Genomic DNA, 21,874 nt, shown 5'->3' on the forward strand with positions numbered 1-21,874 from the left:
AAACCTGTGGCGAGGGAGCTTGCTCCCGTTTGAGTGCGTAGCACTCACAAAAATCGGCAATGGTTGGCAGATTTTTGGGGGCCGCTACACAGCCCAACGCGAGCAAGCTCGCTCGCCACAAAGTGCAGGAAAACCTACGCCCCCTCTGAGAGGTGGTTCCAGTCGACCCAACCCAAAAACCACGTCGCCAGGATCAGCAAACCGAACGCGATCCGGTACCAGGCAAACACCGCATAGCTATGGTTGGCGATGAACTTGAGCAAACCGCGCACGGCAATCATCGCAAAGAGAAACGCGGCGACAAACCCCAAGGCAAACACCGGCAAGTCTGCGGCCTGGAACAGGTCGCGGTACTTATAGCCGGAGTACACCGCGGCCCCCACCATCGTCGGCATCGCCAGGAAGAACGAAAACTCGGTCGCCGTCTTGCGTGACAGGCCAAACAGCAACCCGCCGATAATCGTCGATCCCGAGCGCGAAGTGCCGGGGATCATCGCCAGGCACTGTGCGCAACCGACTTTCAAGGCATCGGTCCAGCGCATCTCGTCGACGTGATCGATCACCACCACATGCTCACGTTGTTCCGCCCATAACATGATGATTCCGCCTATCACCAGCGCCACTGCCACGGTGATCGGGTTGAACAGGTACTCATGGATCTTGTCGGCGAACATCACACCCAGGACAACCGCCGGCAAGAATCCAATCAATAAATTCAGAGTGAAACGCTGCGCATTACGCTGGGTCGGCAAACCGGTGGTGATCTCCAGAATCTTGCGACGGAACTCCCAGACGACCGCCAGAATAGCCCCCAACTGAATGATGATATTGAACGCCATGGCCCGCTCACCGCCGAAGTCGAGCAAGTCCGCGGCAATAATCTGGTGTCCTGTACTGGAAATGGGCAAAAACTCCGTGAGCCCTTCAACCAACCCTAGAATTGATACTTGCGTGGTGGTCCAGAAGTCCATTAATCCCCCGTTAGCCCCTCTCAGCTGAAAGGTCTGTTGATGATTGCGAGCATTAAAATCCTGATCGCGATTAAACCTGTCGGCCCCATGGAGGATTAAAGCGCACTCTCTGCCCGCTCAAACCAAACGTTATAAAACGTCCATGTCGGAGCGTCAGGTCCGGTCTCCAGCAAATGACCTACGCTCTACACAGCCAAAGCCCGAGCCCCGCGACTCGCGGAACGGAAGAACACACCGTGGATAATTTCGACAGCGTCGCCAATTTCGCCGCCGCTCTGGGCATCGGCCTATGGGTCGGGTTGGAGCGCGAGCGCAGGAAAGGCGATGGCAAGACGCGCGGTTTTGCTGGCCTGCGTACGTTCGCCATCACCTCATTGCTGGGCTATGTCGCGATGCTGTTGGGCGGGGAACTATTGTTTGCCATCACGCTGCTTGGCGTGACCGCACTCGTCGCCGCGGCCTACCTCAAAGCCCGCAGTCAGGACCCTGGCTTGACCACAGAGATTGCCTTGCTACTGGTTCTGGTACTGGGCGGGCTGTGTTCACGCGACCCGGCCTTGGCCATTGCCTTCGGCGTCGTCCTGTCCCTGCTGCTCACCTATCGCCAAAGCCTGCACCGCTTTGTCCGAACGCAGCTGTCCGAGCGGGAGATCCGTGATGGCCTGATCCTGGCCACCGCTGCGCTGGTGATCATGCCGTTGGTGCCGGACCGCTTTATCGGCCCGTTCTCGGCGGTCAATTTGCGCACGGTCTGGACACTGACGGTCTTGATAATGGCGGTCGGCGCTGCCGGACATGTCGCCATGCGCCTGCTCGGCCCCCGGTATGGTCTCGCCATTACCGGTATCGCTTCGGGCTTCGCATCAAGCACTGCAACCATCGCGGTGATGGGCAGTCGTGTTCGTAAAGAGCCCGCGCTCATGTTGCCGGCCAGTACCGCCGCGATTCTGTCCTCCCTCGCCACCGTGGTTCAAATGAGTATGGTCTTGGGTGCCGTCAGTCTCCCGACCCTTAAATTGATGTGGCTGCCCCTCTCACTGGGGTTCGCGACCACCCTGATCTATGCTCTGGTATTCATTTATCTGGGCAGGCATACCAAAAGCAACCCGGCCAATGATGTCGGTGGCGCTTTCAGCATCAAACTGGCGCTGCTGGTCGCATTGAGCATTGCGGGCATCTCGTTTTTATCGGCGGCGCTGTTGGCCTGGCTCGGTCAACGCGGCGTGCTTATTGCCACCGTTCTGGGTGGATTTGCCGATGCTCACGCCTCTTCCGCCTCTGCCGCCTCGTTGGTAGCGTCCGGTCAGCTGCCGGCTGCCGGCGCCGTTTTACCGATTGTCGCGGCCATGAGCACTAATGCCTGCTCAAAATGTTTCGTCGCCTGGAGCAGCGGTGGAGCAACATTTTCCGGACATGTCATACCGGGCCAAATCCTGTTGCTGTGCGCGCTCTGGGGCGGTGTCTTCCTATATGAGTGACACGAACGGCCAGATGACTTGATCAGACAGATACGACTTCCGCCCGCCTGCTACGCTTCTCTTCATCACTGGAGGAATAGCCATGCCAGACGATCCTACCCCCGCCCTGCTCGATCGTTTCAACCAGAACATCACAGCCCTCGGCTGCGCTATCGATGAGATTGGTCTCTGGATTGACAGGAGCGGTGCTACTGACGTGTCAGGGCGGATAACCGCTCACCTTAAGGTGCTGGCCGGCAATACCGACGCCATTGCCGAGCTGATGGCTGACCTGATCGCCAGATGCAAGCCTGAAGAAGAAATTGACCCGGAAGACTGATACTTCTGTCTCACTGGGTCTATGGTTGCCGCTCATCGTTAGATCGTTGACGTTTTGAGTTTAGGCGCGCGCAATGACCACCCCAAAATGATCGCCCAGAGAACACTCCATATGGCAAGGATCATAGTGCTCGCCGGTGACTTCCCGCAGTGCGATGGGGAGTATCACTCGGGTACCATCACGCTCAAAACGGCCCTTAAACCACGATTGGGGAAAAGTTTCCCGGTCTCGGAATTCAAAGATCTGACGGTCCAGAACACGGACTCCAATAAAAATATGAAGAGCGCCATAGGCCTGAGCATTGCCGGCGCGATGTTGTTGGGGCCAGTCGGGGCCATCGCAGGCTATCTGCTCGCTGGCAAGAACACCGAGGTGACCTTCATGGCCACACTAAAGGACGGTGGCAAGCTCTTGGCTGCCACCGATTGCGATACCTACCGGGATATCTCGGCACGCGCCCTCAAAAAATCCCGACCCAGTCGCCGATGCGCCCCTTCCGATTCACTTGATAGCGGATCCATTCATTGATCCGCTTGCCCCGTGACCGCGAAAATGTTGCAGGGCACTTGATACAGAACATGCTCCGTCGTACTGCCCACCCACTTGCCCAGTCCCTTGCGATGCGCATTTCCCATGACGATCACATCGGCTCGGTGATGCGCTGCAAAGTCGGCCAGCGCTTTAGTCGGCGGCCCTGCAACGAAGTGCTGTCGCTCAGTGGGCACGCCATAGTGGTCGGCCAATGCGATGAATGACTTATGCAGAGACTTGCGCACATCGCTGCCAAAGCCTGGCATCGTCACTGCACCAGCGCCTGCATCAGACATATGGGTGTGTGATAGATCGTAGGCATGCAGCAGATGCAGCTGCGCATTGCATTGCATCGCCAATCCGTTCGCCGCCTGGATGATGCGGTCATTGATGCCGGTGATCTGCGTCTCGGGTTGCGACGGATCGACGGCCGCCACGATCACGCGCGGAAGTGGGCAACTGACTTCGCTGACCAGATGGACAGGCACCGGACACTCGCGCAGCAGGTGCCAATCCAGAGGCGTGATGAATACGCGCTTGAGCGCGGACTCATGCTGCACGTCCTTGATCACCAGGTCTGCCTGCATTTCTGTCACATGCCGAAGGATCTCTTGCAGCGCGTCGCGAGTGAAAAGCACCTCAGTGCTCAGCTTGATCCCGCGTCCACGTATTAGATCGGCCTCATCCTTGAGCCATGTTTCATTCTCTTGCTGACAAGCCTCACGAAACCGCGCACTGGCGTGCATCAAGCCCAAGAGGTTGGAGTCTTCGATAAACACAGTGATATGCAGCGCTGCACCCGTGGCTTCGGCAATGGCGACAGCCCGCTGCAACGCCGGCGTGTGACGCATGGTGGGACCGGCTATTAGAAAGAGTCGTTGATATTGGCTCATGTCGTACCTCCAAACGTTCTGGGATATCTGCTTGCTCCCCCAGCCACTGGTCTGTCGCACCGCCAGCGATTTGCTACCGCCTCAATGACCTGGATCGACACCCTCAATATACGCCTGGATTCAACTAACCCGACAAGATGTGTCTCATCGCACGAATACGATGATCCACATCCCGACGGCCAATTGAATGACGACGCCAAGTTACTTCTTCGCGTATTGCGCGCCGTGCGGATCGTTAAGCTTCGCCTGCATCAGCCCCCACTCACGCTGAATGATCGAGTAAGGGATAAAGATGCTGATCCTCTCGGCGCCCTTTACGCCGGGGTGGAAACTGACATCGTTGAGTGTGGTGGAGAAAAAACCGACATTAATACCGACAATGCTGCCGTCACTGGCGATGACTGGCCCACCCGACATCCCCTTGATCATCGGGGCATCATGGATGGCATAGCGTTCACCACTGCCTTCATCGCTATTGATGAAAGGCGCCGGGTACACTTTGCCTTGCCCGGTGACGGTCGTCATATACGGGCTCGCCCCCACCGCAGTGATGTGCTCACCCACACGCGGTGCGCGCCATGACGGATAACGGCCGTCGGCCTTGTGCTGAATGAAGACGAGGTCGCAGCCAGTGCTGCAGCTGTATTTCACGTGGCGGATGAGTGGGGTGTGGCGGGTGGTGACGGCGTAGTCCTCGTTCCATTGCACGGCCGAGGCCATGTACAGATAGGGCAAAGGAAAGCCTGAGAAGACAGAAAAGTATGAATCATTGGCAGGCCCCGACAAGTCGGGCTTCACCATACCGTTGCATCCTGCAAGAACAGCTCCTGTTAAAAAGTAGGCCATGATTTTAATCATGATATATCACCGACTTATAAGGAGAGTTTAGTTTTTGTTGTGGCGAATCTTTAGTTGTCAGGTTGTTGTAGGTTTCCTCGTGGCCAAGCCTGGTGGGTTATTTATGGTTGAAGTTGTAATAGTGTGCATGAATGAATTGCGCTAAGGCTAATCGCTTTTCGATCCATCTAACGATCTGCAAATATTTGACGCCTGAAAAACGGTCAACAAAAATTGAAGTTAAAGTTTCAACATTGCCAGTAAAATCAGTAAAACTGCCGCCTTCAGAGCAGTCTAAATCACTTCGGCATGCCTCGGTAATGCCATAGAAATCAGTGCTGCGAAAATAACAAAGACGCTGGATATCCATAAACACGCCCCCAGCCCAAAGACCTGATAAATCCAGCCAGAGAGCACGGTGCCCATCAGCCGTCCCATGGCGTTGGACATGTAGTAAAAGCCCACGTCCAGCGACACGCCATCCTCCTTGGCATAGGACACGATCAGGTAGCTGTGCAGCGAGGAATTCACCGCGAACAGCGCACCAAAGACCATCAAGCCGCCCAACAGCACCCCCTGTTGCGGCAACCCGGTGTTCAGCCCCAGAGCGATTGCCGCGGGCAGGCCCGCCAGAGCAAGCGCCCACACAAACGCAGCGCGGCCATCAGGGACATGTCCTCGTTTTTTGCCGGTGATCCGCGGAGCGAACGATTGCACGATGCCGTAGCCGATCACCCAGGCCGCCAGGAATCCACCGACCGCCCAGAAATCCCAACCAAAGACGCTGCTCAGGTACACCGGCAAAGCCACGACAAACCAGACATCGCGGGCGCCGAACAGAAACATCCGCGCCGCTGAAAGGATATTGATGGCCCGGCTCTTGGAGAGGATGTCGCGAAACCTGGGCTTGGCTTTGGCTTTGCCCAAGTCCTTTTTCAACAGGATCAGGCTACTGATCCAGATCAGCGCCAGGACACTCGCCATGGCCAGCAATGCCCCTTTGAACCCGATCAGGGCGAGCAATGCCCCGCCGAGAAAGAAACCGACACCCTTGAGTGCATTCTTCGAGCCGGTGAGGATGGCGATCCATTGATAAAGCTTGCCCTGCTGCCCGTCCGGCACCAAAAGTTTGATGGAGCTTTTGGCGCTCATCTTGTTCAGGTCTTTGGCGATCCCCGACAGCGCCTGAGCCCCCATCACCCAAGGGATCGTCAGCCAGGCCACTGGCACCGTCAGCATCAACAGCGCCACAACCTGCATCCCCAGCCCGATGTTCATGGTTCGGTTCAGCCCCAGTCGGGCGCCGAGATAACCGCCCACCAGGTTGGTGATCACACCAAAGAGTTCGTAAAACAGAAACAACGCCGCGATGTGCAGCGGGCTGTAACCCAGCGCGTGAAAGTGCAGCACCACCAACATGCGCAAGGCACCGTCGGTGAGGGTGAAAGCCCAATAGTTGCCTGTAACGAGCAAGTACTGCCGCACTTCCGGAGCGAGGGCTGACAACGCTTTCATGACCGCTCCTCAGACTGCCAGACCGACCATTCTGGCCAGTTCGACGGTGCGGTTCGCGTAACCCCATTCGTTGTCGTACCAGGCATAGAGTTTGACCTGGGTACCGTTGATGACCATGGTCGACAGCGCATCGATGATCGATGAGCGCGGGTCGGTGCGGTAGTCGATGGACACCAGCGGACGCTCCTCGAACCCGAGGATGTCTTTCAGTTCGTTCTCGGACGCGTCCTTGAGGAACTGATTCACTTCTTCAACCGTGGTGACGCGCTCGACTTCAAACACACAGTCCGTCAGCGAAGCGTTGGCCAGCGGTACGCGCACGGCATGGCCATTCAGGCGCCCGCGCAGTTCCGGGAAGATTTCGGCAATGGCGGTGGCCGAGCCGGTGCTGGTCGGGATCAGGCTCATGCCCGAAGCCCGTGCCCGGCGCAGATCCTTGTGAGGTTGGTCGAGGATGCTTTGCGTGTTGGTCAGGTCGTGGATGGTGGTGATCGAACCGTGGCGAATGCCCAGTTTCTCGTGGATCACCTTCACCACCGGTGCCAGACAGTTGGTGGTGCACGAAGCAGCGGTGACGATGCGATGCTCCGCCGGTTTGAACAGTTGATGGTTGACGCCCATGACGATGTTCAGCGCACCCTCTTCCTTCACCGGAGCGCTGACCACCACACGTTTAACGCCCTGGTCGAGGTAAGCCTGCAACACCGCGACGGTCTTCATCTTGCCGCTGGCTTCGATCACCAGATCGCAGCCCGACCAATCGGTGTCGGCAATCGCCTTGTTGGCGGTGACCTTGATTCGTTTGCCGTCGATGACAATACAGTCACCCTCGGCGCCCGCCTGATCATTCCAACGGCCATGCACCGAGTCGAAGTTCAGCAAGTGCGCATGGGTCGCCGCATCGCCTGCCGGGTCGTTGATCTGCACGAACTCAAACTCTGGCCAGCGCCAGGCTGCACGCAGAGCGAGGCGACCGATGCGGCCAAAACCATTGATACCCACTTTAATAGTCATGTTGGTGTGCTCTGTCTCTGTTATCAGGGATGGCGCTTCTGGGTTCATCGAGCCGGACAGCAAGCCGCTGCCCGTTCAGGACGGTCGCCCATTTCTTCAAGGCGTTTGGCATCCGGGCTCAGCCAGTGCTTGTTGGCTTCGAGCACCACGGTCAGCACCTGATGCACCCAGCCTGGAAGATTCGGGTGCAGTCGGTAGTAAACCCATTGGCCTTGTCGACGGTCCGACAGCAATCCGCCTGTGCGCAACTGCGCCAGATGCCTGGAGACTTTGGGCTGGCTCTCATTCAACGCACAGGTCAGCTCGCAGACACACAGCTCTCCCTCACGGGCGATGAGCAGCATCATGCGGACGCGGTTATCGTCAGCCAGGCATTTGAAAACAGTGGTCGGCGTCAGAGGGGCAGCCATTTCGGTTCTCGGTGGTTTGGGCTTTACGACACAGTGAAGCTTCAGCTCATATGCATTTTTTCGAATATACGTTTTCCCGTATATGCGGTAAAGCCTCAACGGCGCATACCAACTACCGATTCTGAGTGAAAACCTGAAATCAAACGCCGCAATGCAAATTCCTGTGGGAGCGGGCTTGCTCGCGAAAGCGGCATGTCAGGCGACATCAATATTGACTGTGCTGCCGTCTTCCCGAGCAAGCCCGCTCCCACAGGTTTCGCACCCAGCCCGCAACACCGTGACAGTGATTAAAAGCTCAACTAATCTTCAGCGCGCGGAGAGTGACTGAGAATCTCTCGCGTTGTCAGACAATAACAATATTCGAGGAAAACCCATGCGCAAACTTCTGTTGCTCTCCCTGCTTGCCGCCTCTCCCCTGGCACTCGCCGGTACTCAATGCACCACAGCCGACAAGGCCCAATGGCAGGACCAGGCCAAGTTTCAGGAAGACCTCAAGGCCAAGGGCTACAACATCAAGAAGTTCAAAGTCACGAGCGGCAATTGCTACGAGATCTACGGCTGGGACAAAGACAAGCGCAAAATCGAGATCTACTTTGACCCGGTCACCGGCAAGGTCGTGAAAGAAGAAATCGAATAGGCCCCATGTGAACGCTCAAACCCTGCGCCTTTGGGACCCTCTCGTACGTGTTTGCCACTGGTCCCTGGTGGTTGTCTTCATCAGCGACTACTTCCTCAATGAGGAGGGCGACGGCTGGCATCGCTGGCTCGGCTATTACGCCGTGGCTATCGTGCTGGTGCGTGTGCTGTGGGGGTTCATCGGCCCGCCAGCGGCGCGTTGGTCAGACTTCTGGCCGACCCCGACGCGTATCGTTCAGCATGGCCGGGCGCTGTTTTCCGGCAAGGGCTATCACCGCATGGGGCACTCGCCCATCGGTGCACTGGTGATGGTCTTCATGCTGCTGTTGATGACCGGCCTCGGTATTACCGGTTTCTTGATGGAAGAAGTGGACTATTTCTGGGGCGAGGACGGGTTACGCGATGTCCACGAGTTTATGGCCAATGCGCTGCTCGCGCTGGTTTGCGTGCATATCGTCGCGGCGCTGGTGGAAAGCGTCCGCTTGCGTGAAAACCTGCCTCTGTCGATGATCACGGGCAATCGTCGTAAGCGCTAGAGGCTCAGGCACTCGCCCCGAACTTGCAGCAGGCACCGCGCGCTCAACGCATCAATCTGCGGACGGCCGAATAGATAACCTTGCCCCCACTCGCTGCCGCAGGCGGTGGCAAGCGCCCGGTCGGCTTCCGATTCGATCCCTTCAATGATCACGCACGGCGCCAGGGTCTTGCACAGCTGCACCAGGTGCCCAAGGGTCTGGGCGTTGTTGGTCTGCAGGCGTGCACGCTGGATGTACCCCTGGTCGATCTTGACGATGTCCGGCCGGGTCTGGCGAATAAATTCCAGGGTGCCCAGACCCGAGCCAAAGTCATCGATCGCCACCCGGCAGCCAAGTTCGCGCAGGCACAGGACGAATTCGATCGCCGCCAGGGTGCTGGGTGGTGTGGCGCTTTCAGTGATTTCAATAACCAGTCGCGCGGCCACCGAGGGGGCGTCACGCAACTGCGCGATGGGATCTCTTGCCAGTAGTGGTCGACGATGGCGCTTTGCGCGGAGATGTTGCAGCCCAGTCGCAGGTGTTCGTCCAGCAGCAAGCTGTCGATCACGCTATGCACCACGCTGCGGTCGAGCTCGCGCATCAGTTGATGTTTCTCCAGCATCGCAAAGGGATAGACCCCTTCTCCCTGCGCATCGATATGCCGCAGCAGCCCTTCCTGATACAGCACCTGATTGCTGTCGGGTAACCAAACCACCGGCTGAAACGCCAGCACTAATCGGCCGTGTGCCAACTCACGATAAAAGCTTCTGACTCTGTGCATGACACATCCGTGGACAAAGCAGCGGCCTGTCGCCGGTTGAGTATGACTGCGGCGAGCGGGCGTTCCTGCAACTGCAAGGGTTGACTGCCGGCCATAATCCCCCCACCTCACGCCGTCAGGAAGTGTTCCCGGATACCTTTCGTTTGTCCTTGGAAGCGTGGGCGTCCCGTTAATCGACTGTGGTGATTTGTTTATTGCGATCATGCGCCGGCTCGCGCGACATCACTTAGCTATCACTTTCAGGAAGAACTATGCACAGAATGACTGGCGCCAGTTTTCGGGTGCTTGCCGATGTCTTGACCGACGGAGGTGCAAACGTAAAAGCCTTGCTCAAGCAGTTCGACAGCAGCGAGGAGGTCTTTGCAAACCCCAAAGGTGTCGGGCTGGAGCTGGTCTATAAGGTGATGGAAGAGGCGGTAAAGCGTACCGGCAATCCAGACATCGGTCTGCTGGCCTATACCCGGGCGCACCCGGCCCATCTTGAGGTGCTCGGCTATGCAATGATGTCCTGCGCCACACTGGGCACCACTCTGCAACGTCTGGTGGATTATCACTCACTGATCAGCAACGGCTTCTGCATGTGCCTGGAACGCAAACCCCGGGCGCTGAGGCTGATCAGTTTCGACATCAGCATGGAGCCGTCACTGACGCCCCGCCCGTTCATCGACGCTGGTGCCTCGCAAACGCTGGGGCTGATCCACTGGCTGCTGCCCAAGCACAAACCCCATCCTCTGGCAGCGACCTTTACCTACCCCGAACCCGTGGACACTAGCCGGCTGGAACGCTTGCTGGGCAGCAACCTGCTGTTCGGCGCACAGTACAACAGCCTGATGTTCAGCATCGATGACTGCTCGATTGCATTGCCCACCGCCGATCCTGCATTGGATGTGCTGCATGTCGAATACGCTCGCACGCGCTTGAACCTGCTGCTCAACGACTCGATGACCGCGCGGGTTCGACGGGTCCTGTCCGAACGTTTGGCCCAAGGCGTGCCCAGCGACCTGGACAAAATAGCCCAGGTGGTCGGGGTCAGCGCGCGCAGCCTGCAACGGCGCCTGAGCAATGAAGACATGCACTTCTCCGCGCTGCAGGACGAGGCGCGGCTGATGCTCGCGCACAACTTCCTGCGCAACTCGGTGCGCAGCGTAAAGTACATCGGCGCGCTGCTGGGCTTTCGCGATCAGAGCAGCTTTCATAAAGCCTGCATACGCTGGTTCGGCATGACCCCGGGGCGCTATCGCGAAGAGTCCTGAGGTGCGCGAGGCCCTCAAGTATCGTTGAAACGATCGACGTTGTGTGGCCAGGCCACTCGTCTGAGGCGTAACGCGATCAATTGACATCGATTGGGGTCTGCGCAACTATTATTTACATCGCATGCGATACAAGCGCACACGATACATAAATCACATCTTTTGAAACGTTGAGGATCCACCCCATGAGCAAGATCGAAAAAGTCCTGGCCACCGGCAAGACCCACACCACCGTCAGCGCCGCTGGCAACACTTCGCGTGGCCATAACGGCAGTCTCGACATCCAGCTGTCGTCGCCTGGAAACGCGAAACCGGCGCATGTGTTCGTCGCGACTCAGCCACACCCGACCGCCGAGCAACTGTTCGCCGGCGCATGGTCGGCCTGTTACACCGCCGCCGTCGGGCTCGTGGCCAATGACATGAACGTGGTGCTGCCGTCTGATCTGTCCGTCGACATCGAAGTCGATCTGGGTCAGAGCGGTCCGGCCTACTTCCTTCAGGCTCGGTTGACTCTGCGCGTGCCGGGTCTGGCGCACGACATCGCGACGACGCTGGCGCACACCGCAGATCAAATTTGCCCGTACTCGAAAGCGACGCGGGGCAACATTGACGTGGCCCTGAACGTCCTCACGGTTTGACGCACCGCGATTAGCTTTTTTTCCATATATATCGCATGCGCTTTAAGCGCATGCGAATCAGAAACCCATCCATACGGCCGGTTCGACGTTGCTGCCGAACCGGCCCCAGTCGAAAGTCAGAGCTGTTCCGATACAATCGCATACGAGGTATATTTTGCCTTAGCGAGCCTTCAACTTTGGCCAACGAGGAAGCATATGAAACTCACCGACAAGACGGCTCCCGCCAACCTGAAGCTCTCCGACTTCCTGTGCTTTGCGGTCTATTCCACGAACCTGGCCTTCGGCAAGGCCTACAAGCCGATACTCGAGCAGCTGGGCCTCACCTATACGCAATACATCACCATCGTTGCGCTATGGGAGCAAGACCATCAAACCGTGGGCAGCCTGGGCGAGAAGCTGTTTCTCGAATCGAACACACTCACACCGATCCTGAAGAAGCTGGAAGCGATGGGCTATCTACAGAGGCAGCGTGATCCCGAGGACGAGCGGCAGGTGCGGATCAGCCTGACGAAGAGCGGTCGACAGCTGCGCGAAGACCGCCCCGAAATGGGCCTCTCCCACGCAACTGGCCTGACACCGGACGAGTTCACACACATGCAGAACGCGATCGTGAAGCTGCGCAATAATCTCATCAAATCGGCGAAAGCCGGGGAATGAGTGATGCCCCCTTCGGCGGCATCAGGTGCCAGCGCAAAGCTGACTGGGCCCTGCCGAAAGCTTGATCAATGGACCTGACAGCAAGATGGGGCAGTGGCGAGTTCATGACGGTAAATCAACGGCACTCTTACGCAACGCCTCCACCGGCAATCGCACGGCGGGTCAGTGCCGGGAAACACGTACTCCTTGCAGACCTGCGGGAAGAGAACGCCGCTGCTGCCGCGAAAGTCCTTAGTGATGCTGGATTCGAAGTCACCACTGCTGTTGTCGATGTTTCCTCACGCGAATCTGTTCAGGCGCTAGTTCAGACGGCTACAGCGATCGGAGATATCACAGGCGTTATTCACGCAGCCGGAGTATCACCGTCGCAAGCGTCACCCGCGACGATCCTATCGGTCGATCTTTTTGGAACGACGCTTGTACTAGAGGAGTTCGGCAATGTCATCGCGGCGGGTGGCTCCGGGATCGTAATCGCCTCTCAATCTGGTCACCGCTTACCCGCTTTGACAGCCGAGCAAAACAAGGCGCTCGCGGTAACACCTGCTGACGAATTATTGGCTCTGCCAATGCTTCAACCAGATCAAGTGACAGACTCCCTCAATGCTTATCAAATTTCCAAGCGTGGTAATTCACTACGTGTGATGGCCGAAGCAGTTCGCTGGGGGAAACGCGGAGCACGGATCAACACAATCAGTCCTGGCATTATTTTCACGCCGCTAGACAAGGACGAGCTAACGGGCCCTCGCGGTGAGGGATACCGGCGCATGATCGAATCTTGCGCAGCAAAACGCGGAGGTACACCCGACGAGGTAGGCGCTGTAGGCGCACTGCTGATGGGGCCAGAAGGTACGTTCATCACCGGGAGTGATTTTCTGTTACGGCTCAATACTGGTACGGTGAGCAGACCCAGTAATTGCGAATGATTAGGTCACAAAATCGAGTCTGTCATGCTTACGCGCTTTAACCGCGAAAAGACCGATTTGGCGCTCATCCTTATCTGCCGCACGCGCTTAATACAGATGACGTGACTAATGGTGGAGGAAATTACTACCCATCCCGCTGTATGAAAGTCATAAGCCCAAATACCGTGTCAGACCTGCTCAGGTAAAACCCTTGCTGGGAACGCTTCCACTTTTAGCTTCTCCATCACCAGTCCTATAAAGGCTGATACCGCCAACGGCAAATGTTGCCGACTGGGATAAAGCACATGCAGGCCGTATCCAGTGCGATGGTAATGCGGTAATACAGGCACAAGGCGGCCAGCCTGAAGATCGAAATTAACTATCGTGGGCGGCAGCAACGCAATGCCCAAGCCAGCCACCGTGGCCTTACGCAATGCCTGAGCCGTGTTTCCATTGAAACGGCTGGTAACCTGCACCTCTTCCTCAACACCGTTTGGCCCATTAAGACGCCACGTGGTGACGCCGCCAGGATGACCGAAATTCACACAGTCGTGATTGACCAGATCCTCTAGCGTAGCGGGCACACCTCGGTTATTGAGGTACTTGGGGCTGGCGACCAAACCTTCATTGCCTGCTCCAATGAGTTGGCGACCGACGTATCCCGAGTCTTGCAAAGTGCCCCCTCGAAACGCGATGTCGATCCGATCAGCGATCAAATCGGCGCGTGCATCACTTAGCACGAAGTCAAGCTGAACCCGTGGATGCAAGGCTAGAAAATCGGCCACCCATTCCATAGGGAAGAAGTCGAAGAAGTCAGCCATCGCCGCAATGCGCACGAGGCCACTCGGCTCCTGGTTTCCCGTTATTAATTGCTGTCCGGCATCGATCAGGCCTTCTACCGCGCCGGAGCACCGGTCATGAAAAGCCTGACCTGAGTGGGTAAGTGTGAGCTTGCGCGTGGAGCGCTGCAGCAGCCGTGTGCCGAGCTGCGCCTCGAGTTGTTGAACGCGTCTGCTTAAGGTGTTGGACGGCATTCCAAGCTGCCGCGCCGCTTCGGCAAAGCTGCCGTTGCGTACCACTTGTACAAACAAGGCGACGTCGTTCAGGTCAATCATCTTATTGCCTCTGCTTCGTTAAATGGATTAGTTCAATCCAATTATGCCATCTAATAAATCAATCAACAGGCGCATATCCTTTGGGCATAGCTGCAGTCGACCCTCTACTGCACAACCCAATCCAAGGCCGCGCAAGCTTGGCAGTTGCGCCCTGTGTCCCAGTTCAGTGCAGCAAGCTAGTCATTGGCCCAGGCAGCCAAAGCGCTGCTCGACGACATTGTCTGGTGGACCCAGGCGCTCAAAACCCCGAGAGAAAACATATGACCGCCACCGTCGCTGTTCTGCAACGCGCCATTGTCCATCGCACTAAAGGCAGCACCCATGGCCCTATAACGCGGCTTATGAGCCCGGGCGATCTGGGCGAGCTTTTGAAGCCTTTCATTTTCCTTGATATTTTCAGTTTGAACGCCAGTCGCGGTAAGTCCAATTTCGGCATGCACCCGCACTCAGGGATCGCGACGGTTACTTTCATGACCAAAGGCGATGTCGCCTACGAAGACACCACTGGCGCAACGGGTGTATTGCTTGCCGGTGGTGTTGAGTGGATGCGCGCCGGCAGCGGGGTGTGGCACGACGCTACGCTAGCCAACGAGTCCTCGATGCAGGGATTCCAGCTCTGGGTGGCACTACCGCCGTCATTAGAAAACGCACCTGCGCTGAGTGTCTATCTTGCGCCTTCCCAGGTTTCGCAATCAGGCCCGGCGCGCGTGCTCCTGGGCCGCTACGGTAATGCGCAGAGCCTGATTGAAGCGCCGAGTGACATGAACTATCTCGCGGTGAATTTGAAAGACGGCGAGCGCTGGCGGTACACCCCGCCGTCCGGACACACCGTGGCCTGGCTCGCTGTTAATGCAGGACGTCTGGACACAGGGGGCCTGATTAATGCCGGAGAACTCGCCGTGTTCGAGGAGTCCGAGCAACACATCGACTTCATGGCACAAGGCGATTGCTCATTCGTGATGGGCTCAGCGGTGAAGCATCCGCACGATCTGGTGACGGGCTACTACTCGGTACACACGAGCAAAGTGGCTCTGGCGCAGGGCGAAGCTGAGATACAGCGTATCGGCGAACGCCTGCGGCAGGAGGGACGTCTGAGCTAGCCCCCAAGCCGCGCCTTCAGTCGATAAGTCTCCCCACTAAACACCCCACCAATCCCGAATTATCAATCCTCAACCTACTGAGATACATCATGACCACGAACAATCTCGACCTGCTTTTGTCCCCTGCACAAATCGGCGCCCTCCCTCTGAAAAATCACATGGTCATGGCGCCTTTGACGCGAAGCCGCGCCGGTGAAGGTGATGCTCCGACGCCCACCGTGGTTGAGTATTACCGGCAACGTGCCAGTGCCGGCCTCATCATCACCGAGGGTTCTCAGGTCTCGGCACAAGGCAAAGGCTATATGAGAACGCCGGGCATCTTCACCTCTGAACAAATCATGGGGTGGAAGCAAGTGACCGACGCTGTTCATGCAGAAGGTGGACGGATATTCCTGCAACTCTGGCATGTCGGACGGCTCTCACATCCATTGGTGCAGATCAACAACGCCCTGCCAGTAGCACCTTCAGCGATCAATGCTGATGGCGAGATTTACACTTGCGAGGGACTCAAGTCTTACGAAATCCCACGGGCTCTGGATCTCGATGAGATTCCTGGCGTGATCGCTGATTTTCGCCAAGGAGCTGAAAACGCAAAACGTGCTGGATTCGACGGCGTTGAAATCCATAGTGCGAACGGTTATTTGATCGACCAGTTCCTGCGCGATGGCACCAATAACCGAACCGATACCTACGGCGGTTCTGTAGAGAATCGCGCTCGATTTCTCAAGGAAGTAGTCGAGTCCGTCATCGAGGTCTTCGGAGCCAGCCGAGTGGGGGTTCGCCTGTCGCCGATCTTCAATTATTTCTCCATGAGCGACAGCGATCCCCAAGCGACTTTCAACTACGCGGCGAAGATGCTCAGTCGCTATGGGTTGGCCTACATTCACGTGGTGGAACTCGGTGCAGGGCCATTCGATTTCAGGGAATTGAAGCGTCGTTTCGGTGGCACCTACATCGCCAATGGTGGCTATGACGCAGAGCGAGCCGCAACGGCGCTCAGCTTAGGCGATGCTGATCTGGTGTCGTTTGGCACCGGGTTCCTGGCCAACCCGGATTTGGTGGAGCGATTCAAACACGGCGAGTCCCTGAACGAAGCAGACCCAACGACGTTCTACCAAGGTGAGGAACGCGGTTACACGGACTATCCGACCATAGCGCAATCCCGATCGACACTATGAGCAAAATACTGGATTAGACGTCAGTCAGCGTTATGTCTCACGGCGATCGCGAGCCATTCGCTGGCGCTTACAGGACTGCTTAGTAAAAGCTCCAACTAATCAGCCCTGGACGCTCCGTCCGCTATCCCAGCGCCTCCAACTCGGCCAGCATGTCAGGCGCGATGACCAATTCACTCGCGGTGAGATTCTCTCGAAGGTGTGCCACCGAGGAAGTACCAGGAATCAACAAGATATTAGGACAACGTTGCAGCAGCCATGCCAGCGCCACGCACAGGGGTGAAGCTCCCATGCGCGTCGCTACGTTCGAGAGTACTTGCGACTGCAGTGGTGTGAAACCACCTAAAGGAAAGAACGGCACATAAGCAATGCCCTGCTGACGTAATTCAGAAATAAGCGTTTCGTCTTCCCGATGAGACAGATTGTAGTGATTCTGCACGCAGACAATGTCAGCGATCCCCTGCGCCTGCTTGACCTGCGATGCCGTGACATTGCTTACGCCCAAGTGGCGAATGAGTCCCTGGCGCTGTAATTCGGCAAGCGTGGTAAAGGATTCCTCGATGGACCCCTCGGTGGGCGATTGCTGGTTGCCCATTGCCCGAAGGTTCACCACATCCAGTACGTCCACCCCAAGATTACGCAGGTTGTCATGCACGGCATGGGTCAATTCGGTGGGGCTCTGCGCTGGATTCCAGGCGCCATCGGAACCGCGGAGTGCGCCGACCTTTGTCACGATCACCAGGTTTTCAGCGTAAGGGTGTAAGGCTTCACGGATCAGTTGGTTAGTCACGTGAGGGCCGTAAAAATCTGCGGTATCAATGTGGTTTACACCCGACGCCAGCGCTTCACGCAGTACGGCAATGGCCGCTTTCGGGTCCTTGGGAGGGCCAAAAACGTTAGGTCCCGCCAGTTGCATCGCACCGTAGCCCATACGATTTACCACCCGGTCACCCAATAAGAACGAACCTGCTTTGGCCACTTTGCTCATTGTGTCTACCTCAATCGGAGTATGTGTGGCGCACTATAGGCATTGACCACTTCACTGATAATAGGGTGCAATCGGCACAGGTTGTACGGCTGAGAGAACAATGCAAACCAACATTCAAGACTTGCTGGCCTTTGTAGCGGTGGTCAATGCAGGAGGTTTTCGCGAAGGAGCCAAGTCCTGCGGTAAATCCGCTTCAAGCCTCAGTGACGCAGTGCGACGCCTGGAAGCCAGGCTAGGTGTAAGACTGCTCAATCGCACCACCCGGAGCGTGGCGCCGACTGAAGCTGGCGCAAGGCTGATGGAACGCATCGTGCCCGCATTGGGCGAAGTCGAGTCGGCTCTTGATGTGGTGAACGACTTCCGTGACCGCCCCTCAGGCACCCTCAAGCTGAATGTTCCTGCCAGCGCCGCAAGACTTGTGCTGCCGTCGATCATTACCCCTTTCCTGCGAACCTATCCCGACATCAGCCTGGAAGTGACGATCGAGGAGAGCTTCGTCGACATGCTTGCGGCAGGTTGTGACGCGGGTATTCGTTACGATGAACGCCTTGAGCAGGACATGATTGCAGTCCCCATCGGCCCACGATTTCAACGCTTCGCGACGGCCGCATCACCGGCTTATCTCGATGCCAGAGGTCGACCAGAGCACCCACGAGACCTGTTGAAACACGCATGCCTGCGGGGCAGATTTCCGAGTGGCGCGATGCCACTCTGGGAGTACGAACGTGATGGCGAAACCGTTAGCGTGGACCCGACTGGGCCGTTGATTGTCAGAGTGGGAGGCGCCGTGGACCTGACTGTTCAGGCTGCGATTGATGGACTGGGTATCGTCTACCTGTTTGAGGACTGGCTTCAGCCCCATCTGGACAGTGGGGCACTTGAACCGGTGCTGGAACCCTGGTGGCAGAGCTTTACCGGGCCGTTTCTCTATTACCCTGGCAGACGCTATCTGCCCTCGCCTCTGAGGGCATTTATAGACTTTATCAATGCCCAGCGAACGTAGTTCATCAATAACCATTCGACGAATGTTAAACGCGGAAATGCCTTGAAAGATTCCACCCAGAGCCAGTGATTTTTTTGGGGGGGGTAAAAAAGGCTGAAAATAAAAAGGGGTCGCGAGATAAAATCTCGCGACCCCTTTGAATTATATGGTCGGGACGGAGTGATTCGAACACTCGACCCCTAGCACCCCATCTCCTTTTTCATACTTCTTGAAAGCTTCCAAAATTTTACTCTGGATTTTTCTAAGCTAGTATTTACTTGAGCTCCAGCGGCGTTCTGCTCTACGAGAGTCCAGTAACGTCCATCAAGAGCCGACGTTTTTGTGGGGGTAAAAGTAGGGGGAGTCCGTTTCATGGCCAAAATTACCATCAAAGAACTCGAGTCACTGACCGCCAACGATGCCGGCCGCATCCTCAGGGAGGATGGCAATCTCGCCGGTCGAATCTCAGTCCGTAAGGACGGTGTGTCGGTCAGCTTTTTCTATCGCTATCGGTGGGGCGATCAGAACAAAGAGTACTCCTGCGGGTCCTGGCCGCGCAAATCCCTGACGGACATCCGCAAGGCACGCAACCAGGCCCGGGCGCTCATTGATGAGCAAATCAATCCCAACGCGCACAAGAAAACCACCAAGGCACAGGCATATGCCGCTGCTAACGTAGAGGCCGACCAAGTAAAAACGACGAAGGTGCAAACGCTGACCGTCCAAGATCTGGCCAAGTCCTGGCTGTTGGATGGCGTGGCGCGGAAAGATGGCAATGCTGAATTGCAGCGCCGTTTCAACAAGGACCTGTACCCGGCACTCGGCAAGACGTCAGTCAGTAGTGTTTCCGAGCATGATGTTCGGGCGCTGATCCGGGCCGTGGTCAACCGCGGCGCTCACCGGCAAGCGATCAGCTTCTTTCGCCGACCTCAATCAAATGTTCAGTTGGGCCAGAAAGCGCCAGCCTTGGCGGGCGCTACTGGTTGAGGGTGATCCGACTGAACTGGTCGACATCTCCCCATTGATCCCTGCCGACTACGAAGCGGAAAGAAGCCGGATCCTTTCGCCGGCTGAGCTGTTGGAATTGCACAACCGCTTCCAGCAAATGACCGCCGATTACAGCACCCTCCCCGCCGGGCAAAAATACGAGGGCATTCGGCCGTTAAAGAAAGAAGCTCAACTCGCGCTCTGGATCAGCCTGGGCACCTTGTGCCGGATTGGCGAGTTGCTGCAGGCCGAATGGAAAAATGTCGATCTGGACCGGCAGACCTGGTTCCTCCCCAGTGAAAACGTCAAAGGCACCCGGGGCAAGAAACAGGACCACCATGTCTTCCTCTCCCCCTTCGCCCTGCATTTCTTTCAGGAACTCAAGAGCCTGACGGGACATTCACAGTGGTGCTTCCCCAACAAGCAGGATGATGGGCATGTGGACATAAAGGTGGTGAGTAAACAGGTCGGCGATCGCCAGGCCCAGTTCAAAAACCGCAAGGCCCTCTCAAGACGGCGTCACGACGATACCCTGGTCCTTGCCGACGGCCAGAACGGCGACTGGACGCCGCATGACCTGCGCCGCACCGGCGCGACCATGATGCAGGCCTTGGGGGTCAGTCTGGACGTCATCGATCGCTGCCAAAATCATGTGTTGGCCGGCTCCCGGGTGAGACGCCACTACCTGCACCACGATTATGCCGAAGAGAAGAAGCGTGCCTGGAACCTGTTGGGCGATCGGCTCAGTGCTGTGTTGTCCTCAACCTACGAGCATCCACCCTCCGAGTCGATGATGTCTTTCCCAGCGTACGCATTGACATAGGCACGGCCATCTTCATAGGCCGAACGTACCATGGCCCGAAGATTCGGAAACCTCAGTGGACGCAGTGATTTGCGTCCACTGGCGTCAGTAATCCGTGACTAAGCTGCTGCCTGTGGACGCGCCGAACTTAACTTTCGTTCGTTATTCTTGACGCTGAGAAAGAGCCCTGCGGCAAGATTGAAGCATGGCGGGCCTGAGACGCCCCAATCAGAGAACACCTTGCCCACAAGGCTCGGAAGCCAAGCAGAAACACACTCAGCCAAATCAGAATGATTTACAATGCGTTTCCTTTGGCTGAGGCTGGCGTTTCGTGGATGCATTCTCGCTTGTCTGTAAGCACCTGATCGAGTGGGTGATCGCGCCTGTCACCGAGCAGTTTCTCAGCATTTTTAATCTGAACGGCCGCCTCGGGGTCTTGTTTCTTTGCGTCTCCTACAGCGTCGCCTATGGCCTGTTCCGCTTCAGAAAATATCGGGGCCTGACCGACGCCCGTTCGTTCTGGAAATTCATCGGCGGTCGCCAGGTGTACTTGCATCGCTCGGCGCTGCTGGATTACCGCTACTACTTCGTGCGGGCCATTCTCAAGGTCGCCCTGGTGCTGCCCATTGTCCATCTGGTCGATCCGTACATCCTGCGCTCCGGGGATTACCTGGATTTTTTTAGCAATCTTTGGGGCGCGCGCCCACGCCTGGAGGAGAACCTCTCGCTCGCCCTGCTCTACGGGCTGGGGGTGTTCTTGGTAAAGGATTTCGTCCATTACTGGGCGCACCGGGCCTTTCACTCGCGCTGGCTCTGGGCATTTCATAAGGTCCATCACTCGGCGCCGGTGCTGGTACCGGCGACGGCGAGCAGGGTGCACTTCGTGGAAAAGATCGTCGAGAAACTCAGCACCACCGCCTGCCTCGGCCTCTATGTCGGTGGCTTCTGGTACGCCTGTGGTGGCGAGATCAGCCGCTACACCCTGTTCGGCGTGACCTATCTGGTGTTCATCTTCAATGGCCTAGCGGCCAATCTGCGTCACACTCATGTCTGGCTGTCATTCGGGCCGGTGCTCGAACATCTGCTTAACAGCCCAGCCCAGCACCAGATCCACCACAGCGACGCCCCCCGTCACTTCAACCGGAACTTCGGCACCAACCTGTCTCTTTGGGACTGGATGTTCGGCACGCTATATGTCACCCGCTCGCAGCCCGAGAACCTGCGCTTCGGCACCGGAGAACAGGACCACCAGCATTACCTGACGGTCTATAGCCTGATCGTCACGCCCTTTGTCGAAACCGCCCGCAAGCTCCTGGCGAAACGCCCGCGAAGGGTTGAGCCTGAAACGCCCTATTCATAGCCCCAACCATAAGAGACG

20 protein-coding genes and 3 pseudogenes are annotated in these 21,874 nt (G+C 57.0%); 14 read left to right on the plus strand and 9 right to left on the minus strand.

Annotated elements, in window-relative coordinates; translation table 11 throughout:
• Positions 1-134: 134 nt before the first annotated feature.
• Positions 135-971, minus strand: a complete 837-nt coding sequence (locus ACA044_RS19910) for an undecaprenyl-diphosphate phosphatase (protein WP_497442930.1) — start codon at positions 969-971, stop codon at positions 135-137.
• Between the two features lie 173 nt (positions 972-1,144).
• Here ACA044_RS19910 and ACA044_RS19915 point away from each other — a divergent pair, with 173 nt between their 5' ends.
• The 3 genes from ACA044_RS19915 to ACA044_RS19925 all read left to right on the plus strand — a co-directional run bounded on the left by ACA044_RS19915 (position 1,145) and on the right by ACA044_RS19925 (position 3,296).
• Positions 1,145-2,449, plus strand: coding sequence for an MgtC/SapB family protein (locus ACA044_RS19915; RefSeq protein WP_497442931.1), 1,305 nt, complete (start codon positions 1,145-1,147; stop codon positions 2,447-2,449).
• Between the two features lie 82 nt (positions 2,450-2,531).
• Positions 2,532-2,768 carry a hypothetical protein gene (locus tag ACA044_RS19920; RefSeq protein WP_497442932.1) on the plus strand — a complete coding sequence of 79 codons (237 nt, stop codon included), beginning with the start codon at positions 2,532-2,534 and terminating at the stop codon, positions 2,766-2,768.
• 111 nt (positions 2,769-2,879) lie between these two features.
• Positions 2,880-3,296: a hypothetical protein gene (locus tag ACA044_RS19925; protein WP_497442933.1), complete on the plus strand. Its 417-nt coding sequence runs from the start codon at positions 2,880-2,882 to the stop codon at positions 3,294-3,296.
• Here ACA044_RS19925 and ACA044_RS19930 read toward each other — a convergent pair.
• From ACA044_RS19930 to ACA044_RS19950, 5 genes are all read right to left on the minus strand, one after another.
• A complete protein-coding gene (locus tag ACA044_RS19930) occupies positions 3,290-4,192 on the minus strand; it encodes a universal stress protein (protein ID WP_497442934.1) in 903 nt (300 codons plus the stop codon). The two genes, ACA044_RS19925 and ACA044_RS19930, sit on opposite strands and share 7 nt — an antisense overlap.
• Before the next feature lie 201 nt (positions 4,193-4,393).
• Positions 4,394-4,993 (minus strand): trypsin-like peptidase domain-containing protein, encoded by a 600-nt coding sequence (locus ACA044_RS19935; protein WP_497447272.1) that lies wholly within the window; start codon positions 4,991-4,993, stop codon positions 4,394-4,396.
• Positions 4,994-5,323: 330 nt separating this feature from the next.
• Positions 5,324-6,544, minus strand: coding sequence for an organoarsenical effux MFS transporter ArsJ (arsJ, locus tag ACA044_RS19940; protein WP_497442935.1), 1,221 nt, complete (start codon positions 6,542-6,544; stop codon positions 5,324-5,326).
• Positions 6,545-6,553: 9 nt separating this feature from the next.
• A complete protein-coding gene (locus ACA044_RS19945) occupies positions 6,554-7,558 on the minus strand; it encodes an ArsJ-associated glyceraldehyde-3-phosphate dehydrogenase (protein ID WP_497442936.1) in 1,005 nt (334 codons plus the stop codon).
• A 44-nt stretch (positions 7,559-7,602) separates the two neighbouring features.
• Positions 7,603-7,968 (minus strand): metalloregulator ArsR/SmtB family transcription factor, encoded by a 366-nt coding sequence (locus ACA044_RS19950; protein ID WP_497442937.1) that lies wholly within the window; start codon positions 7,966-7,968, stop codon positions 7,603-7,605.
• A 373-nt stretch (positions 7,969-8,341) separates the two neighbouring features.
• On the opposite strand from ACA044_RS19950, the gene ACA044_RS19955 reads away from it, so the two are divergent.
• Together ACA044_RS19955 and ACA044_RS19960 are read left to right on the plus strand one after the other, a co-directional pair.
• Complete coding sequence (locus ACA044_RS19955; protein WP_497442938.1) at positions 8,342-8,605, plus strand: PepSY domain-containing protein; 264 nt, start codon at positions 8,342-8,344, stop codon at positions 8,603-8,605.
• 7 nt (positions 8,606-8,612) lie between these two features.
• A complete protein-coding gene (locus ACA044_RS19960) occupies positions 8,613-9,140 on the plus strand; it encodes a cytochrome b/b6 domain-containing protein (RefSeq protein WP_497442939.1) in 528 nt (175 codons plus the stop codon).
• On the opposite strand, the pseudogene ACA044_RS19965 reads toward ACA044_RS19960, so the two are convergent.
• Positions 9,137-9,900: pseudogene (locus tag ACA044_RS19965) on the minus strand (EAL domain-containing protein). The gene ACA044_RS19960 and the pseudogene ACA044_RS19965 sit on opposite strands and share 4 nt — an antisense overlap.
• A gap of 251 nt (positions 9,901-10,151) precedes the next feature.
• Here ACA044_RS19965 and ACA044_RS19970 point away from each other — a divergent pair.
• The 4 genes and pseudogenes from ACA044_RS19970 to ACA044_RS19985 all read left to right on the plus strand — a co-directional run bounded on the left by ACA044_RS19970 (position 10,152) and on the right by ACA044_RS19985 (position 13,358).
• Positions 10,152-11,153 carry an AraC family transcriptional regulator gene (locus ACA044_RS19970; protein WP_497442940.1) on the plus strand — a complete coding sequence of 334 codons (1,002 nt, stop codon included), beginning with the start codon at positions 10,152-10,154 and terminating at the stop codon, positions 11,151-11,153.
• Positions 11,154-11,335: 182 nt separating this feature from the next.
• On the plus strand, positions 11,336-11,788 hold the full coding sequence (locus ACA044_RS19975) for an Ohr family peroxiredoxin (protein WP_497442941.1): 453 nt from the start codon (positions 11,336-11,338) through the stop codon (positions 11,786-11,788).
• 195 nt (positions 11,789-11,983) lie between these two features.
• Complete coding sequence (locus ACA044_RS19980; RefSeq protein WP_497442942.1) at positions 11,984-12,445, plus strand: MarR family winged helix-turn-helix transcriptional regulator; 462 nt, start codon at positions 11,984-11,986, stop codon at positions 12,443-12,445.
• A 104-nt stretch (positions 12,446-12,549) separates the two neighbouring features.
• Positions 12,550-13,358 (plus strand): annotated as a pseudogene (locus ACA044_RS19985) (SDR family oxidoreductase).
• A gap of 177 nt (positions 13,359-13,535) precedes the next feature.
• Here the strand turns inward: ACA044_RS19985 and ACA044_RS19990 are convergent.
• On the minus strand, positions 13,536-14,462 hold the full coding sequence (locus ACA044_RS19990; RefSeq protein ID WP_497442943.1) for a LysR family transcriptional regulator: 927 nt from the start codon (positions 14,460-14,462) through the stop codon (positions 13,536-13,538).
• A gap of 260 nt (positions 14,463-14,722) precedes the next feature.
• Here ACA044_RS19990 and ACA044_RS19995 point away from each other — a divergent pair, with 260 nt between their 5' ends.
• Together ACA044_RS19995 and ACA044_RS20000 are read left to right on the plus strand one after the other, a co-directional pair.
• The gene (locus ACA044_RS19995; protein ID WP_497442944.1) at positions 14,723-15,562 is read left to right on the plus strand and encodes a pirin family protein; all 840 of its coding nucleotides are present in this window, start codon (positions 14,723-14,725) and stop codon (positions 15,560-15,562) included.
• 89 nt (positions 15,563-15,651) lie between these two features.
• The gene (locus ACA044_RS20000; RefSeq protein ID WP_497442945.1) at positions 15,652-16,740 is read left to right on the plus strand and encodes an alkene reductase; all 1,089 of its coding nucleotides are present in this window, start codon (positions 15,652-15,654) and stop codon (positions 16,738-16,740) included.
• Positions 16,741-16,861: 121 nt separating this feature from the next.
• Here ACA044_RS20000 and ACA044_RS20005 read toward each other — a convergent pair whose 3' ends face one another.
• The gene (locus ACA044_RS20005; protein ID WP_497442946.1) at positions 16,862-17,725 is read right to left on the minus strand and encodes an aldo/keto reductase family oxidoreductase; all 864 of its coding nucleotides are present in this window, start codon (positions 17,723-17,725) and stop codon (positions 16,862-16,864) included.
• Positions 17,726-17,825: 100 nt separating this feature from the next.
• Here ACA044_RS20005 and ACA044_RS20010 point away from each other — a divergent pair, with 100 nt between their 5' ends.
• From ACA044_RS20010 to ACA044_RS20020, 3 genes and pseudogenes are all read left to right on the plus strand, one after another.
• A complete protein-coding gene (locus tag ACA044_RS20010) occupies positions 17,826-18,728 on the plus strand; it encodes a LysR family transcriptional regulator (protein WP_497442947.1) in 903 nt (300 codons plus the stop codon).
• A 351-nt stretch (positions 18,729-19,079) separates the two neighbouring features.
• Positions 19,080-20,517, plus strand: a pseudogene (locus tag ACA044_RS20015) (tyrosine-type recombinase/integrase).
• Between the two features lie 310 nt (positions 20,518-20,827).
• A complete protein-coding gene (locus ACA044_RS20020) occupies positions 20,828-21,856 on the plus strand; it encodes a sterol desaturase family protein (protein WP_497442948.1) in 1,029 nt (342 codons plus the stop codon).
• The last annotated feature ends 18 nt before the right edge of the window (positions 21,857-21,874 follow it).

The organism is Pseudomonas sp. LBUM1673, from assembly GCF_059695645.1.

What these genes read in the sequence shown, in the direction of transcription:
- ACA044_RS19910 (WP_497442930.1), bottom strand. Translation starts at nt 971, where the DNA reads ATGGACTTCTGGACCACCACGCAAGTATCAATTCTAGGGTTGGTTGAA.
- ACA044_RS19915 (WP_497442931.1), top strand. Translation starts at nt 1,145, where the DNA reads ATGACCTACGCTCTACACAGCCAAAGCCCGAGCCCCGCGACTCGCGGA.
- ACA044_RS19920 (WP_497442932.1), top strand. Translation starts at nt 2,532, where the DNA reads ATGCCAGACGATCCTACCCCCGCCCTGCTCGATCGTTTCAACCAGAAC.
- ACA044_RS19925 (WP_497442933.1), top strand. Translation starts at nt 2,880, where the DNA reads ATGGCAAGGATCATAGTGCTCGCCGGTGACTTCCCGCAGTGCGATGGG.
- ACA044_RS19930 (WP_497442934.1), bottom strand. Translation starts at nt 4,192, where the DNA reads ATGAGCCAATATCAACGACTCTTTCTAATAGCCGGTCCCACCATGCGT.
- ACA044_RS19935 (WP_497447272.1), bottom strand. Translation starts at nt 4,993, where the DNA reads ATGGTGAAGCCCGACTTGTCGGGGCCTGCCAATGATTCATACTTTTCT.
- arsJ (WP_497442935.1), bottom strand. Translation starts at nt 6,544, where the DNA reads ATGAAAGCGTTGTCAGCCCTCGCTCCGGAAGTGCGGCAGTACTTGCTC.
- ACA044_RS19945 (WP_497442936.1), bottom strand. Translation starts at nt 7,558, where the DNA reads ATGACTATTAAAGTGGGTATCAATGGTTTTGGCCGCATCGGTCGCCTC.
- ACA044_RS19950 (WP_497442937.1), bottom strand. Translation starts at nt 7,968, where the DNA reads ATGGCTGCCCCTCTGACGCCGACCACTGTTTTCAAATGCCTGGCTGAC.
- ACA044_RS19955 (WP_497442938.1), top strand. Translation starts at nt 8,342, where the DNA reads ATGCGCAAACTTCTGTTGCTCTCCCTGCTTGCCGCCTCTCCCCTGGCA.
- ACA044_RS19970 (WP_497442940.1), top strand. Translation starts at nt 10,152, where the DNA reads ATGCACAGAATGACTGGCGCCAGTTTTCGGGTGCTTGCCGATGTCTTG.
- ACA044_RS19975 (WP_497442941.1), top strand. Translation starts at nt 11,336, where the DNA reads ATGAGCAAGATCGAAAAAGTCCTGGCCACCGGCAAGACCCACACCACC.
- ACA044_RS19980 (WP_497442942.1), top strand. Translation starts at nt 11,984, where the DNA reads ATGAAACTCACCGACAAGACGGCTCCCGCCAACCTGAAGCTCTCCGAC.
- ACA044_RS19990 (WP_497442943.1), bottom strand. Translation starts at nt 14,462, where the DNA reads ATGATTGACCTGAACGACGTCGCCTTGTTTGTACAAGTGGTACGCAAC.
- ACA044_RS19995 (WP_497442944.1), top strand. Translation starts at nt 14,723, where the DNA reads ATGACCGCCACCGTCGCTGTTCTGCAACGCGCCATTGTCCATCGCACT.
- ACA044_RS20000 (WP_497442945.1), top strand. Translation starts at nt 15,652, where the DNA reads ATGACCACGAACAATCTCGACCTGCTTTTGTCCCCTGCACAAATCGGC.
- ACA044_RS20005 (WP_497442946.1), bottom strand. Translation starts at nt 17,725, where the DNA reads ATGAGCAAAGTGGCCAAAGCAGGTTCGTTCTTATTGGGTGACCGGGTG.
- ACA044_RS20010 (WP_497442947.1), top strand. Translation starts at nt 17,826, where the DNA reads ATGCAAACCAACATTCAAGACTTGCTGGCCTTTGTAGCGGTGGTCAAT.